At 72.8% G+C, this 14,599-nt stretch carries 14 protein-coding genes; 10 read left to right on the top strand and 4 right to left on the bottom strand.

Features of this window, described 5'->3' with window-relative positions:
* The first annotated feature begins 276 nt into the window (after positions 1–276).
* From ACIP4Y_RS05490 to ACIP4Y_RS05500, 3 genes are all read left to right on the top strand, one after another.
* On the top strand, positions 277–2,040 hold the full coding sequence (locus ACIP4Y_RS05490; RefSeq protein ID WP_401388008.1) for a lytic transglycosylase domain-containing protein: 1,764 nt from the start codon (positions 277–279) through the stop codon (positions 2,038–2,040).
* A gap of 161 nt (positions 2,041–2,201) precedes the next feature.
* The gene (locus ACIP4Y_RS05495) at positions 2,202–2,336 is read left to right on the top strand and encodes an SPW_0924 family protein (protein ID WP_401388011.1); all 135 of its coding nucleotides are present in this window, start codon (positions 2,202–2,204) and stop codon (positions 2,334–2,336) included.
* A 27-nt stretch (positions 2,337–2,363) separates the two neighbouring features.
* A complete protein-coding gene (locus ACIP4Y_RS05500) occupies positions 2,364–3,356 on the top strand; it encodes a DUF3068 domain-containing protein (protein WP_358639826.1) in 993 nt (330 codons plus the stop codon).
* Here the strand turns inward: ACIP4Y_RS05500 and hrpB are convergent.
* Entirely contained in the window at positions 3,346–5,868 is a 2,523-nt protein-coding gene (gene hrpB, locus ACIP4Y_RS05505; protein WP_401388014.1) for an ATP-dependent helicase HrpB, read from the bottom strand. The genes ACIP4Y_RS05500 and hrpB overlap by 11 nt on opposite strands.
* Positions 5,869–5,947: 79 nt before the next feature.
* Positions 5,948–6,844, bottom strand: a complete 897-nt coding sequence (locus ACIP4Y_RS05510; RefSeq protein WP_401388017.1) for a class I SAM-dependent methyltransferase — start codon at positions 6,842–6,844, stop codon at positions 5,948–5,950.
* Between the two features lie 303 nt (positions 6,845–7,147).
* On the opposite strand from ACIP4Y_RS05510, the gene rpsA reads away from it, so the two are divergent.
* The 4 genes from rpsA (at position 7,148) to ACIP4Y_RS05530 (ending at position 10,953) form a co-directional block, all read left to right on the top strand.
* Positions 7,148–8,644, top strand: coding sequence for a 30S ribosomal protein S1 (rpsA, locus tag ACIP4Y_RS05515; RefSeq protein WP_358639832.1), 1,497 nt, complete (start codon positions 7,148–7,150; stop codon positions 8,642–8,644).
* Between the two features lie 216 nt (positions 8,645–8,860).
* On the top strand, positions 8,861–9,799 hold the full coding sequence (locus tag ACIP4Y_RS05520; protein WP_401388020.1) for a PAC2 family protein: 939 nt from the start codon (positions 8,861–8,863) through the stop codon (positions 9,797–9,799).
* A 97-nt stretch (positions 9,800–9,896) separates the two neighbouring features.
* The gene (coaE, locus tag ACIP4Y_RS05525) at positions 9,897–10,523 is read left to right on the top strand and encodes a dephospho-CoA kinase (RefSeq protein ID WP_401388023.1); all 627 of its coding nucleotides are present in this window, start codon (positions 9,897–9,899) and stop codon (positions 10,521–10,523) included.
* Between the two features lie 49 nt (positions 10,524–10,572).
* Positions 10,573–10,953, top strand: coding sequence for a tetratricopeptide repeat protein (locus ACIP4Y_RS05530; protein WP_319148574.1), 381 nt, complete (start codon positions 10,573–10,575; stop codon positions 10,951–10,953).
* Positions 10,954–10,989: 36 nt separating this feature from the next.
* On the opposite strand, the gene ACIP4Y_RS05535 is transcribed toward ACIP4Y_RS05530, so the two are convergent.
* Positions 10,990–11,286, bottom strand: a complete 297-nt coding sequence (locus tag ACIP4Y_RS05535; RefSeq protein ID WP_401388026.1) for a DUF6343 family protein — start codon at positions 11,284–11,286, stop codon at positions 10,990–10,992.
* A gap of 132 nt (positions 11,287–11,418) precedes the next feature.
* Here ACIP4Y_RS05535 and ACIP4Y_RS05540 point away from each other — a divergent pair, with 132 nt between their 5' ends.
* From ACIP4Y_RS05540 to ACIP4Y_RS05550, 3 genes are all read left to right on the top strand, one after another.
* A complete protein-coding gene (locus tag ACIP4Y_RS05540) occupies positions 11,419–12,327 on the top strand; it encodes an acyltransferase domain-containing protein (protein WP_401388029.1) in 909 nt (302 codons plus the stop codon).
* A 62-nt stretch (positions 12,328–12,389) separates the two neighbouring features.
* Positions 12,390–13,082: a class I SAM-dependent methyltransferase gene (locus tag ACIP4Y_RS05545; protein WP_401388032.1), complete on the top strand. Its 693-nt coding sequence runs from the start codon at positions 12,390–12,392 to the stop codon at positions 13,080–13,082.
* A gap of 85 nt (positions 13,083–13,167) precedes the next feature.
* Positions 13,168–13,620, top strand: coding sequence for a DoxX family protein (locus tag ACIP4Y_RS05550; RefSeq protein WP_401388035.1), 453 nt, complete (start codon positions 13,168–13,170; stop codon positions 13,618–13,620).
* 39 nt (positions 13,621–13,659) lie between these two features.
* On the opposite strand, the gene ACIP4Y_RS05555 is transcribed toward ACIP4Y_RS05550, so the two are convergent.
* Complete coding sequence (locus tag ACIP4Y_RS05555; RefSeq protein ID WP_401388038.1) at positions 13,660–14,310, bottom strand: RNA-binding S4 domain-containing protein; 651 nt, start codon at positions 14,308–14,310, stop codon at positions 13,660–13,662.
* Between the last annotated feature and the right edge of the window lie 289 nt (positions 14,311–14,599).

Consider the following 14,599-nt stretch of genomic DNA (forward strand, 5'->3'; position numbering starts at 1 on the left):
GTGATCGGCTGCGCCCAGTATGCGTGACCACCGTCCGGGTCCACGCAGGACGACGACAGTTGGCCAACCGGTGAAAACGGGGCGCGAACGGGTGCCCGCTCAAAGCAAGTTGTCATAGGGTCACCTGCGTCGCCGTGCAGGGCGCACGGCCGCACACACATCACACAGAGGGAACGGCGGCACAGGGGCAACCAGATCACGGGGTCAACCGTCACACCAGAGCGAGGCAGACAGACGGAGACGGACGCACGGACGTCCATGGGAGGGGTTCACTCTATGGCGGCGCATTTCGGCAGGCGGCTGCGCAAGGGAGCGGCGACCACCGCCGTGGCCGCGGCAGCGGTCGCGGCTCTCTCCGCGTCCCAGGCTCCGGGAGTGACCGGCGAGGACCCCGGCAGACAGGCGGCGACCGGCGCCACCGCCCCGGTACCGGACGGGCCCGCCGCCGGCAACGCCACCGGCAACTCGCCCTACTACACGGACCTCCCGCCGCTGAAGAGCCCCAACCCCAGCCCCTCGTCGAGCGCCGGCACCCCCGTCTCCCGGGGCGAGGCCGAGGCAGGCATCCCGGCGACGGTCCTCGACGCCTACAAGAAGGCCGAGGCCGAACTCCGCTCCGCCAAGCCCGGCTGCAACCTGCCCTGGCAACTGCTCGCCGCCATCGGCAAGGTCGAGTCGGGGCACGCCCGCGGCGGCCGGGTCGACGCCGACGGCACCACCGTCGGCCGGATCCTCGGCCCGCAGCTCGACGGCAACGGCTTCGCGCTCATCCCGGACACCGACGACGGCGCGTACGACGGCAACAGCACCTACGACCAGGCCGTCGGCCCCATGCAGTTCATCCCGTCCACCTGGGCCTGGGCCGGCCGCGACGGCAACGGTGACGGCAAGAAGGACCCCAACAACGTCTACGACGCCGCCCTCGCCGCGGGCCACTACCTGTGCCGCAACGGCTGGGACCTGTCCACCGACGGCGGTCTGCGCAGCGCGATCCTCAGCTACAACAACTCACAGGACTACCTCAACCTGGTCCTGAACTGGCTGGAGTACTACCGCAAGGGCAGCCACACCATCCCCGACGGCACCGGCGGTGTGCCCGAGCACCGCAGCGACGACGGCTCCCACCGCACCACGTCCCCGAGCCCCTCGCACCCGCCCACGCCCAAGCCCAAGCCGCACCCCAAGCCCCACAAGCCCGGCGGCGACGGCAACGGCAACGGCGGCCACGAGACGCCCGGCCCCAAGCCCCCGCAGCCGCCCACTCCGCAGCCGCCCACCCCGCAGCCGCCCGTCCCGCCCTCGCCCCCGCAGACGCCCACCGACCTCGTGGACCACCTGCAGGGCGTGGGCACCGGAAAGCTCACCGCGATGGCCGGCGACGTCTTCGCCGACCCGGTCGGCGTCCGCGCCGAGACCAAGGTCGGCAAGTCCGTCGCCAAGGTCAGGATCAGGTTCACCCTCACCGGGGACACGGACGCCACCTTCGCCGGCGGCGAGACCGTGGCCACGGTCGCCACCGACGCCAAGGGCCTCGCGGTCGCCCCGGCGCTCCAGGCCGGTGAGAAGACCGGTGACTTCAAGGTCACCGCGGCCGTCGTGGGCCGCTCGGTCAAGGGCGTCGACTTCACCGCCACGGTCAGCGCGCGCGCCGCCGACACCCTGGCCCGCACCAGCGACACCCCGCCGGCCTGCACCCCCGGCGGCGAGTTCGCCGACCAGGTCCAGGTGAAGGCGACGTACAAGGGCGCCGTCGCGGACAAGGTCGCGGCCACCGCCACGCTGATCAAGTCCGGCACGGACGCCACGGAGAACGACAAGGGCCCCTACTTCAAGGACGCCGGCGGCAAGCCCGTACGCACCCTCACCGGCCTCCGGACGGACGCGAAGGGCCTGCTCACCCTCCCGAAGCTGTACGCGGACGACACCACCGGCACCTTCCTGCTCCGCATCACCACCACGGGCGGCGCCACGCTCACCGTGGAACTGAAGGTCGCGGCCGACACCGCGGCGAGCCCGGCCCCGAGCGAGTCCGCCTCCTGACGCACGGCGGCACACAGGGCGCCCCTCCGCTCCGGCGGGGAGGGCGCCCTCGTTCGTGCGTGCACCGCTGTTCTCATCTCGCCCGCCCGTTGCTACGGTGCCGGACCTGACGAACCATCAGGAAGCCGTCGGGACACCGACCGTCCGCCGGGAGGCCTCGCATGCGCGCCCTGATCGCCGCCGCGACCGGTCTCGCCCTCGCGTTCGCCCTGGTCCTCGCCATCAGCGCGCTGGGCGCTCCGTCGGGCCGGACGTCCCCCAAGCCGCTGCTGACGACGGTGCCCGCACACCCGTAGCCGCGCCCGTCCGGGAGGGAGGCCGCAATGCGCCGCAAGGCCAGTCTGCTCCTGCTCGCCTGCGCCGTGTTCTGCGCGGCGCTGTCCCCGCTGCTGCGCTGGTACGCCTTCCCGCGCCTGGCCCGGATCCCGGCCAACCAGTACCAGGACATGGTCCTGGAGGCCCGGAACGCCACCCTCCTCGACTACGGCACCATGCGCGCCAAGAAGGTCCCGAAGGTCACCATCGTGCAGACCCTCAAGGGCGACGCGGAGGCCGCGAAGAAGATCGGGAAGACGGCCGGACGGCCCGTCGTCGTCTGGGACAGCCTGTCCTACGTCCAGGGCCCCGACGGCAAGATGGTCTCCAAGGTGCCCGAACGCTACATCTTCGACGCCCACAGCCAGGACCCCGTCCACGCCACCGGCGAGATGGTCGACGGCGACCCGGTCACCCGCGAGGGCATCGAGTTCAAGTGGCCCTTCCTCACCCGGAAACGGGACTACGAGTACTTCGACGCCCAGACCCGCACCACCAACCCCATCCACTACCAGGGCACCCGCACCTTCCGCGGCCTGACCGTCTACTACTTCGAGCAGACCATCCCCTGGACCAAGGTCCCGATGCCGAAGACCATGCCCGTGCAGGGCATCACCCCCGAGTCGGTCGCCAGGACCGGCACCACCCGCTGGTACTCCACGGTCCGCAGGTTCTGGGTCGAACCCGTCACCGGGGCACCCGTCTACGGCGAGGAGATCCACCGGGAGGAACTGCGCGGCGGCACCCTGCTCGGCGGCCGCGCCAAGGTCACCGCGTTCGCCGGGCACGTCAAGATGCGCGAGGACTACACCGACCACACGGTCGCCCTGGTCAAGCACAACCGCACCCTCGTCCTGGCCCTCACCTCCTACGTCCCCTGGGGCTCCCTCGGCGTCGGCCTGCTGCTCCTGGCCCTCTCCCTCTGGCTGGAGGCCCGCGCCCGCCGCCCCCACGGCCCCGCGCCGGCCCGGACGGACGAGCCCGAACCGGTCAGCGCCTGAGCCGTGCGTTGGTGTGCCGCGTGGGCTCTGCGGCCGCCGGGTCCTCCGGCCACGGATGCTTGGGGTACCGGCCGCGCAGCTCCGCCCGCACGGCCCGGTACCCGTCCCGCCAGAACGAGGCGAGGTCGGCCGTGACGGCGGCGGGCCGCCCGGCGGGCGAGAGCAGATGCACGAGCAGCGGCACACCCGCGACGGCCGGCGTCTCCCGCAGCCCGAACATCTCCTGCAGCTTGACGGCCAGGACCGGCCGCTCCGGATCCCGGTAGTCGATCCGGACCCTGGACCCGCTCGGTACGGTGATCCGCTCGGGCGCCAGCTCGTCCAGCCGGCCCGCCTCCCCGCCCGCCCAGGGCAGCAGCCGCGCGAGCGCCTGCCCGGCGTCGATCCGGCCCAGATCGGCCCGCCGCCGGGCCCTGCTCAGTTCCGGCTCCAGCCACTCCTCCACGCGCGCGTGCAGCGCCGCGTCCGACACGTCCGGCCAGGGCTCCCCGAGGTGCGCGCGCAGGAACGCCAGCCGCTGCCGCAGCACCTCCGCCTCCGGCGACCAGCGCAGCAGCCCGAGCCCGTCCTGCCGGAGCCCGTCGAGCAGGGCGGCCCGCACGAGGGCGGGGCCGGGGTCCTTCAGCGGGCGTACGGCCAGCTCGATCGCCCCGAGCCGCTCGACATGCCGGGCCACCACGTCCCCGTCGGCCCAGTGCACCTCGTCCCCTTCCGCCAGAAGCGGGCGGGCGGCGGCGAGTGCCACGCCCTCGCTCACGGCGGCCCCGAGCCGCACGCGCGCGTGTCCCTTCCCGGCGGGCCGGTCGGCAACGGCGACGACGATCCAGGGCACCCCACGCAGCCCCGAGCCCTCCGGCAGCTCGACCCGGGTACCGGACGCCATGAGATACGACCCACCGTCGAACCTGGCGACCCGCTCGGGGAAGGCGAGCGCGGCAACGAGACCGGCGAGACGGTCGTCACCGCCCGATCCGGCCGGGACGGTGCCTTCTTGCCGACCGTCACGGGCGGACGGGTGGGAAGACTCCCCCGAGACGCCCCGCAGCCGCCGCACCTCCGCAGCCCACCGCGCGGCGTAGGCGTCACCCCCACGCCGGACACGACCCAACGCACCGGCCAGATCATCCCCGTAGTCCCGGGGCACTTCCTCGGAAAGCAGAGCGACGACCTCGGCCCCTTCACCTCGCGTATCCAGCAAGGCCCGCCCCAGCCGGGGGTGCACCCCGAGCCGAGCCATCCGCACACCGACCTCCGTGGCCCGCCCCGCGGAGTCCACCGCTCCCACCGCTGTCAGCGCGGAGCGCGCCGCCGCCATCGCCCCGCCCGGCGGCGGATCCAGCAACGCCAGCCCGGAGGCGTCCGGATCGCCCCAGCAGGCCGTCTGAAGGGCGAACGCGGTCAGGTCGGCCACCTTGATCTCCGGCGCCGGGAAAGCCGGCAGACGGCCGTCCTCGGCCTCCGCCCAGCACCGGTACACCGCCCCCGGAGCCTCACGCCCGGCCCGCCCCGCCCGCTGCCGCCCGGCCGCCCGCGACGCCCGCACGGTCGTCAGCCCGCTCAGCCCGCGCGCATGGTCCACCCGCGGCTCCCGCGCCAGCCCCGAGTCGACCACCACCCGCACCCCGGGCACGGTCAGCGACGACTCGGCCACGGACGTCGCCAGCACCACCCGGCGCCCAGCCCCGGGCGCCAGCACTGCGTCCTGCACCGCGGCCGGCGCCCGCCCGTGCACCTGGAGCACCTCGACGTCACCCAGATCCCCGAGCAGACCGGCCACCCGCGCGATCTCGCCCACACCGGGCAGGAAGCACAGCACGTCCCCGGCCCGCTCGGCCAGCGCCCGCCGCACCACGGACGCCACATGCGCCAGCAGCGCGGGATCCACCCGCATCCCGTGCGGCGGCCGCACCGGACGCGCCGGCGGCGCCCACACCACCTCCACCGGATGCGCCGTACCGGCCGCCTCGACCACCGGCGCCCCGCCGAGCAGCCGCGCCCAGCCCTCGGCGTCCGTGGTCGCCGACGCGGCCACCAGCCGCAGCTCCGGCCGCAGCGCCTGCCGGACGTCCCACAGGAACGCGGCCACCGTGTCGGCGTCCAGATGCCGCTCGTGGCACTCGTCGAGGACGACGACGTCCACCCCGGCCAGCTCCTGGTCGCGCTGGAGCCGCTGCAGCAGGACACCGGTCGTCACGACCTCCACACGCGTGTGCAGCCCCACCGTCCGCTCGCCGCGCACCGTGAAGCCGACGCTCTGCCCGGGCCGCTCGCCCAGCAGCCACGCCATGCGCCGGGCCGCCGCCCGCGCCGCGATCCGCCGCGGCTCGGCCACCACGACCCGCCGCGCGCGACCGCCTCCGACCAGCCCCGCCAGCACCAGCGGCACCAGCGTCGTCTTGCCGGTGCCGGGCGGCGCCACGAGCACGGCGGTGCCGTCACCCTCCAGGGCGTCGGTCAGGGCGGGCAGGGCGGAGCGCACGGGCAGCGCGTCCAGAGCGTCGTAACGGATCACGCCCCCAGTGTCGTACGACCCGGAAAACGGCCCTCACGCGCGCGTGCACGTACGCGGGTGGGTTACGAGGGCCCAGTGCTCAGTCCCGCTCGCACACGAAGATCGCCGTGCCCGGGATGAGGCTGCCGCGCAGGGGCGACCAGCCGCCCCACTCGGCCGTGTTCCAGGCCGGCCACTCCGGCTCCACCAGGTCCACCAGCCGGAAACCGGAGGCCACGACGTCCCGCACCCGGTCGCCGAGCGTCCTGTGGTGCTCCACGTACACCGCGCGGCCCTGCTCGTCCTGCTCCACATAGGGCGTGCGGTCGAAGTACGACGAGGACACCGTCAGGCCCTCCGGGCCCGGCTCGTCCGGGAACGCCCAGCGGATCGGATGCGTCACCGAGAACACGAACCGGCCGCCCGGCCGCAGCACCCGGCGCACCTCGCGCAGCACCAGCCGCGGGTCGGCCACGAACGGCAGCGCCCCGTACGCGGAGCACGCCAGGTCGAAGGAGCCGTCCGCGAAGGGCAGCGCGCCGGCGTCGGCACAGACCAGCGGGAACGATCCGCCGATCCGCAGCGCGTGCTGCAACTGGCGGTGCGAGAGGTCCAGGGCCACCGGACGCGCGCCCTGGGCGGCCAGCCAGCGCGCGCACTGCGCCGCGCCCGCGCCGATCTCCAGGACCTCCTTGCCCTTCAGCTCCTCCGGCGGGCCCAGCAGCTCGGCGTCCACCTCGTCCAGCCCCTCCGGGCCCCACACGAAGCGGTCGTCGCCGAGGAACGTGCCGTGCTCGGTCTGGTACTCGTCCGCGTTGCGGTCCCACCACCCCCGGTTGGCCCGCGCGCTCTCCGTGACATCTGCGTCACGCCGGGTGGCCTCGGGCTCGAAACCCTCCGAACCCTCCGGGTCGTGCGCTTCCGGCTCTTGGATGATCGGCTCCCTCGTCGTACTCTTCCGTCCAACCCGCGGGGGACCCGTACGAAGGGATCCCATGGGCCCGCGTGGCCTGTTGGGACGATTCTTCTGCCGGGAATGCGGCGATCCGCCCCGGGTGTGCGCCTTCGCGCATTGACCATGTCCGGCCGCCCCCGTATGCTACAAGTTGCGCTGCGGGCCTGCGCACCTCAGACGTAGCAGGCTGCGCTCGCATCTGTTGTATGTCCCCTCGGTTGTCGAGGCGCCATCACCAGTTCTGGTGAGGCGCTTCCTTGGCTGTCCGGCTTCTGCAGAGCGAAACGGGCTCCCGGCGTAAGCAGTACCTACGACTTCAATGTCCGTACCGGAGCCCTTTCCCACATGACGAGCAGCACCGAGACCACCGCCACCACCCCGCAGGTAGCGGTCAACGACATCGGTAACGAGGAAGCCTTCCTCGCCGCGATCGACGAGACGATCAAGTACTTCAACGACGGCGACATCGTCGACGGCGTCATCGTGAAGGTCGACCGGGACGAGGTCCTGCTCGACATCGGTTACAAGACCGAAGGCGTTATCCCGAGCCGCGAGCTCTCGATCAAGCACGACGTCGACCCCAACGAGGTCGTCGCCGTGGGTGACGAGATCGAGGCCCTGGTCCTCCAGAAGGAGGACAAGGAAGGCCGCCTGATCCTCTCGAAGAAGCGCGCCCAGTACGAGCGTGCCTGGGGCACCATCGAGAAGATCAAGGAAGAGGACGGGATCGTCACCGGTACCGTCATCGAGGTCGTCAAGGGTGGTCTCATCCTCGACATCGGCCTCCGTGGCTTCCTCCCGGCCTCGCTGGTCGAGATGCGCCGCGTCCGCGACCTCCAGCCCTACGTGGGCAAGGAGCTCGAGGCCAAGATCATCGAGCTGGACAAGAACCGCAACAACGTGGTCCTGTCCCGCCGTGCCTGGCTGGAGCAGACCCAGTCCGAGGTCCGCCAGACGTTCCTCACGACCCTGCAGAAGGGTCAGGTCCGCTCCGGCGTGGTCTCCTCGATCGTCAACTTCGGTGCCTTCGTGGACCTGGGTGGCGTCGACGGTCTGGTCCACGTCTCCGAGCTGTCCTGGAAGCACATCGACCACCCGTCCGAGGTCGTCGAGGTCGGCCAGGAGGTCACCGTCGAGGTCCTCGACGTCGACATGGACCGCGAGCGCGTCTCCCTGTCGCTGAAGGCGACCCAGGAAGACCCGTGGCAGCAGTTCGCCCGCACCCACCAGATCGGCCAGGTCGTGCCCGGCAAGGTCACGAAGCTGGTTCCGTTCGGTGCGTTCGTCCGCGTGGACGAGGGCATCGAGGGTCTGGTCCACATCTCCGAGCTGGCCGAGCGCCACGTGGAGATCCCGGAGCAGGTCGTCCAGGTCAACGACGAGATCTTCGTCAAGGTCATCGACATCGACCTCGAGCGTCGCCGCATCAGCCTCTCGCTGAAGCAGGCCAACGAGTCCTTCGGTGCCGACCCGTCCGCGGTCGAGTTCGACCCGACCCTGTACGGCATGGCCGCGTCCTACGACGACCAGGGCAACTACATCTACCCCGAGGGCTTCGACCCGGAGACCAACGACTGGCTGCCGGGCTACGAGAAGCAGCGCGAGGAGTGGGAGCGCCAGTACGCCGAGGCGCAGTCCCGCTTCGAGCAGCACCAGCAGCAGGTCATCAAGTCCCGCGAGGCGGACGCCCAGGCCGCTGCCGAGGGTGGCGACGCTGCGGGTGCGGCTCCGGCCGCGGGTGGCGGTTCGTACTCCTCCGAGGGTGCGGACACCTCCGGTGCGCTGGCCTCGGACGAGGCGCTGGCCGCACTGCGCGAGAAGCTGGCCGGCGGCCAGAGCTGACCGCTGCAGCTGAGGCGTAGCCGATAGTCGGCTGAGGGGCCGTACCTTTCGAGGTACGGCCCCTCAGGCGTTTCCGGTTGGCCAAGCCGTGACCCCCGCCGCCGTGTCGGCAGGGAAGTGACGCGCTGCAGCGGATCGTCGCTCAGCGGCGTGTCGCGGGAATTCCCCTGTTCCAGGGCACGTTGTCCATGAGGAACACGAGGAGGAGCGGTCACAGTGCTTGATCCGCAGGGTTTGTACGCATGGGAGCCGAAGGGCCTCGCCGTGGTCGACATGGCGCTCGCCCAGGAATCGGCCGGCCTTGTCATGCTCTACCACTTCGACGGATACATCGACGCGGGCGAGACCGGCGACCAGATCGTCGACCGGCTGCTCGACTCACTGCCCCACCAGGTCGTGGCCCGGTTCGACCACGACCGGCTCGTGGACTACCGGGCCCGGCGGCCCCTGCTGACCTTCAAGCGGGACCGCTGGACCGGGTACGAGGTCCCGGCCATCGAGGTCCGCCTCGTCCAGGACGCCACCGGCGCCCCGTTCCTGCTGCTGTCCGGTCCCGAACCGGACGTGGAGTGGGAGCGGTTCGCGGCGGCCGTGCGCCAGATAGTGGAACGGCTCGGCGTGCGCCTGTCCGTGAACTTCCACGGCATCCCCATGGGCGTCCCGCACACCCGCCCGGTGGGCCTGACCCCGCACGGCAACCGCAGCGACCTCGTCCCCGGCCACCGCAGCCCCTTCGAGGAGGCCCAGGTGCCCGGCAGCGCCGAGGCGCTGGTCGAGTACCGCCTCATGGAGGCCGGACACGACGTCCTGGGCCTCGCCGCCCACGTCCCGCACTACATCGCCCGTTCCGCGTACCCGGACGCCGCCCTGACCGTCCTGGAGGCCATCACGGCCGCCACCGGCCTGGTCCTGCCCGGCGTCGCCCACTCCCTGCGGACGGACGCGCACCGCACGCAGACCGAGATCGACCGGCAGATCCAGGAGGGCGACGAGGAACTGACCTCGCTCGTCCAGGGCCTCGAGCACCAGTACGACGCCGCGGCCGGCGCCGAGACGCGGGGCAACATGCTCGCCGAGCCCGTGGAGATCCCGTCGGCCGACGAGATCGGGCGCGAGTTCGAGCGCTTCCTGGCGGAACGCGAGGGCGACAACTGACCCGCGCCCAGTGCGGCTCCGCCGCGCGGGCGCGGCCGGTCCCACCGGCTCGCACCTGCCGTACGGGCGCCGGAGCGGAGCGTCTAGGCTTCCGCCCATGCTGACAGTGGGCCTGACCGGCGGGATCGGCGCCGGCAAGAGCGAGGTGTCGCGGCTGCTCGTGCAGCACGGGGCCGTGCTGATCGACGCGGACCGCATCGCGCGCGAGGTCGTGGCGCCCGGCACGCCCGGGCTCGCGGCCGTGGTCGACGCCTTCGGCGCGGACATCCTCGCCGCCGACGGCAGCCTGGACCGGCCCCGGCTCGGCTCGATCGTCTTCGCCGACCCCGAGAAGCTCGCCGTCCTGAACGCGATCGTGCACCCCCTGGTGGGCGCCCGCTCCCGCGAGCTGGAGAGCGCCGCGGCGGGGGACGCCGTGGTGGTCCACGACGTGCCCCTGCTCACGGAGAACGGTCTCGCACCCCTCTACGACGTCGTGGTCGTCGTGGACGCGAGCCCCGAGACCCAGCTCGACCGGCTGGTCCGGCTGCGCGGGATGACCGAGGAGGACGCACGCGCGCGCATGGCCGCGCAGGCGACCCGCGCACAGCGCCGGGAGATCGCGGACATCGTGATCGACAACGACGTACCCCTGGACGCGCTGAAGAAGCGCGTCGCCGAGGTGTGGGACGACCTCGCCCGCCGGGCCCGGCAGCGCCGCGCGGGCGCGGAGGGCGCGGAATAGCGGTCCGGACCGGCGCGTTGAAGCGCAGGAGTGAGGGAAGGACTCTGTCGTGCCCGAGACCAGCGGTTCCACCGGACGTACGCCGGAAACGCATGTCATCGACTTCCGTGCCGCCGAGCAGCTGCTCAACGCGCGGGACCCGCGAGGCGCGGTGAAGCTGCTCGACGGAGTCATCGCCGCGCACCCCGAGAACACCGCCGCCCGGCTGCTCCGCGCGCGTGCCTTCTTCGCCGCGGCGCAACTGCGGCCCGCCGAACTGGAATTCACCATCGTGCTGGAGCGCGAGCCGGACAACGCGTTCGCGCACTTCGCCCTGGCCCGAACCTATGAGCGTCAGGGCCGCCCCGACCAGGCCAAGCGCCACTTCCGGCTGGCCGCGGCGCTCGACCCCAACCCGGACTATCTGAGGGCGGCACGCTTCGACGACTGACGGGCGTGCCCGATGCGGCGCGGCCGTCGCGGCCGGTCACGGATGCCGGTGCCTCGGCGGGTCCGGGTACGGCGGTCCGTCGTCCGGCGGCTGGTACGGCGGGATGCCACGGCCCGGCTGGTAGTGCGGGCCCTGCCGGATGTGCCGGAGGATCATGACCATGTCGAGGGTGACCAGCAGCAACAGCACCCCGCAGGCAGCCGCCCAGCCCGGCCGCCCCACCACCGCGAACGCCGCCGTGCCGAAGAGCGCCCAGGCCAGCCCCCACGCGCTCAGCCAGAACCGCGCCCGCAGTGCACTGCGCGCAGTCACCGGTTCACTGCCCGTACGCATCGGATCACCACTCCTGCTTTGCAACGTACTCTCCGCCGACGGCCTGCATCAACACTCGATGCGGCGGCGCGGCCGCTCGCTGAGACGGCGCGCGGGGTGACGCCGTCCGTCGACACCGAAGGGGGACCGCCCGTGCTGCCGGACGCCGACGACCTGCCCGACCTGCTCCTCGACCTGGCCGTGCCGCACGAGGACATCAACGAACTCGTCGCCCGGTGGCACACGGTGGCCGGAGACCCGGACACATGCCGACTCCTCGCGGAATGCGTCGAGGAGGTCTTCCGCGACCCGGAGGACACCGGCCGCACCCCCGAACTCGACGGACCGCTCGCCTCGGTCCCGGCCGAACTGGCCGACATCTTCCCCGTGTACCTCTTCCTCGCCGCGCTCCCGCACACCCAGGCGTACCACCGGACGCTCGGAGTCCCGGCCGAGATCTCCCGGCGCACCCTGGCCGACCTGGGCCGGAACGTCGCGCTGCACCGCAGACGGCACGGCAGGCCCGGGCTGCGGGCGTGCCGCTGGCTGATCCGGCACTTCCGCGGCGAGCTGTACCAGCTGGGGCGGCTGCAGTTCGAGCGCGCACGGCTCGGCGATCGCGACGCGCGGGTGACGGCGACGGCCGGACTGGACGCGGCACCCGGAACGTTCTGCCTGAACCTGCACATCCCCGACTGCCACGGCCCGCTGACCCCGACCGCCTGCGACCGCTCCCTGGCGCTGGCCCGGGAGTTCTTCGCCCTGTACTTCCCCGAGGAGCGGCCCGCGGCGGTGCTGTGCCACTCCTGGCTGCTGGATCCGCAGTTGCGGCGGTACCTGCCCGCCGACTCCCACATCCTCCGCTTCCAGGAACGGTTCCGCATCGCCTGCGAGACCGAGCCGGCCGACACCGAACCCGTCCGGTTCGTCTTCTCGGACCCGGACCTGCCGGTGGCCGGCCTGCCCCGCCGCACGTCCGTGGAGCGGGCCGTCGGGGACCACCTGCGGGCGGGCGGCCACTGGTACATCGGGCACGGGTGGTTCCCGTTCCGGGCGGAATAACTCGAAGGAGTGAACCGGGGGAGGAGGGGAACGGGCGTGCGGTCGCGGGCCGTTGTACGGGCATGAGGATCGAGATGCGTGAGGGCTACGAGGGCACGGGACCCGGTGCGATCACCCCGGACGGCTGCGCGGTCGAGCTGTACGCGCGGCTGCCGGTGGGCGACGAGCCGGACATCATCGCCGCGGCGGTTCCGGCCGGGGCGCACATCCTGGAACTGGGCAGCGGGGTGGGCCGGATGACCCACCCCCTGCTGGAACGCGGCTTCACGGTCACGGCGGTGGACGAGTCCGCCGACATGCTGGCCCGGGTCCGCGGAGCGCGCACGATACACAGCTCCATCGAAGACCTCGACCTGGGCGAGACGTTCGACGTGGTGATGCTGGCGTCGTTCCTGGTGCACGCCGGCGACGAGGAGGTGCGCAGGGGCCTGCTGCGCACCTGCGTCCGGCATGTGGCGCAGGGCGGCTGTGTGCTGATCCAGAGGGAAGGCGCGAACCACCACACCGACGTGCCCAGGGAGCGGGTCGACCCGAGCGGCTTCACCGTGCGGATCGCCTCGGTGGAGCCGGCCGGGGAGGGGGTGAACTCGGTCCACGCGGAGTATGTCTTCCCGGACGCGGTCTGGACCCAGACCTTCCTGTCCAGACCGCTGACGAAGGAGCAGTTCGAGTCGGCGCTGGCGGAAGCGGGACTGGAGGTGGACGCCTATCTGACACCGGACGGGATGTGGGTGCGGGCAGTGCCCACGGCGTAGGCGGTCCCGCTCGTGCGATGAGTTCTCGGCTCCCGGCCGGTCTACCTCGTTGCAAGCATCCGGCACCGCTGCACCAGGAGACCCCATGTCCGAGACCACCGCCCCCACCGGCTCCCCGACGACGTCCACGGCCCACGCCGGCCCGCGCACCGGCCGGGCGCGTGCAGCCCGGGTCGCCCTGCGCACGGTCCAGGTGCTGCTCGCCCTGTTCTACGGCCTCGCGAGCGCCCTGCCCAAGCTGATCGGGCACCCGACGGCCGTCGAGTCCTTCGACCGGATCGGCTGGGGCAGCGGGGCCATGTACACCATAGGCGCGCTCGAACTCGCCGGGGCCATCGCCCTGTTGGTGCCGGTGCTGCAGTCCGTGGCGGCGATCGCCCTGAGCGCGCTCATGGTGGGGGCGTTCATCGTCCAGCTCGCCGCGTTCGACGGGCAGAACGCGGCGACCCCGCTGATCCTGCTCGTCCCTCTCACCCTGATCGCCTGGACCCGCCGGAGCCACAACGCCGACTTGGTACGACTGCTGCGCCGACGGTGACACCGCCTCCCACGGGCCTCCGGGACGGCCCTCCTCGGCTCACCGCCCGCGGGATCGCCCACCGGAGCCGCCGGAGGTACCGCGTCCGCCGGTGGGGCCGGGGTTGCCGAAGCCGGGGGCGCGCGGGAAGGCTGCGGGGGTGCCGGGGGTGCCGGCGGCGAGGCCGCGGAGGCGTTCGAGTTCGCGGCGGTCCCGCTTGGTGGGGCGGCCGGCGCCGCGGTCGCGCAGGCCCGCGGGGGCGACGGCCTCGCGGGGCGGGGGCGGAGGGGAGTTGTCGACGTAGCACTGGACGGCCACGGGCGCGCCGACCCGCTTGCGGATCAGGCGCTTGACGATCACGATCCGTTCCCGGCCCTCGTTCCGGAGCCGCACCTCGTCGCCGACGCGCAGGGAGTAGGCGGGCTTGACCCGCTCGCCGTTCACGTGCACATGCCCGCCCCGGCAGGCGGCGGCGCCGAGGGAGCGGGTCTTGATCAGGCGGACGGCCCAGATCCAGCTGTCGATGCGGACGCTCTCGCCGTTGCCGGGCCCGGCGGCCTCGGCGGCGGCCACCGCGGCGGCGATCTTGGGATCGAGCGGCTGGTCGGAGGGAGAGGGGGTGGGGGAGGGGGCGGGGCTCGCTCCGCCCGGCGCGCCTGTTTTCTCGCCGGTCCCACGGTCCACGTTCTCGTCCGCATCCTCGGAAGCCATGCCTCGACCTTAACGCCCAGGGGCCGCGACACAGGAAGCCTTTTCCCGGCGCCGCGCAGGGCACGCTGGGCACCTTGCGTCCCTTGGCTCGCCCGTGGGACCGGTTCGGTGTCGGCCGGCTTGTCCCGGCGTCCGCGCGGGGCACCCGGCAACCCCTGGCCCGCCCGTGGGACCCGACTGGTGTCGGCCGGCCCGTCCGGCGTCCGCGCAGGGCACCCCGCACCCGCTGGCGCACCCGCGGAGCCGGACCGGTACCGACCGCCCTCCCCCCCCGCAGGCCCCACCACAA

The sequence above is a fragment of the Streptomyces sp. NPDC088810 genome (assembly GCF_044750305.1).
Lineage (GTDB): Bacteria > Actinomycetota > Actinomycetes > Streptomycetales > Streptomycetaceae > Streptomyces.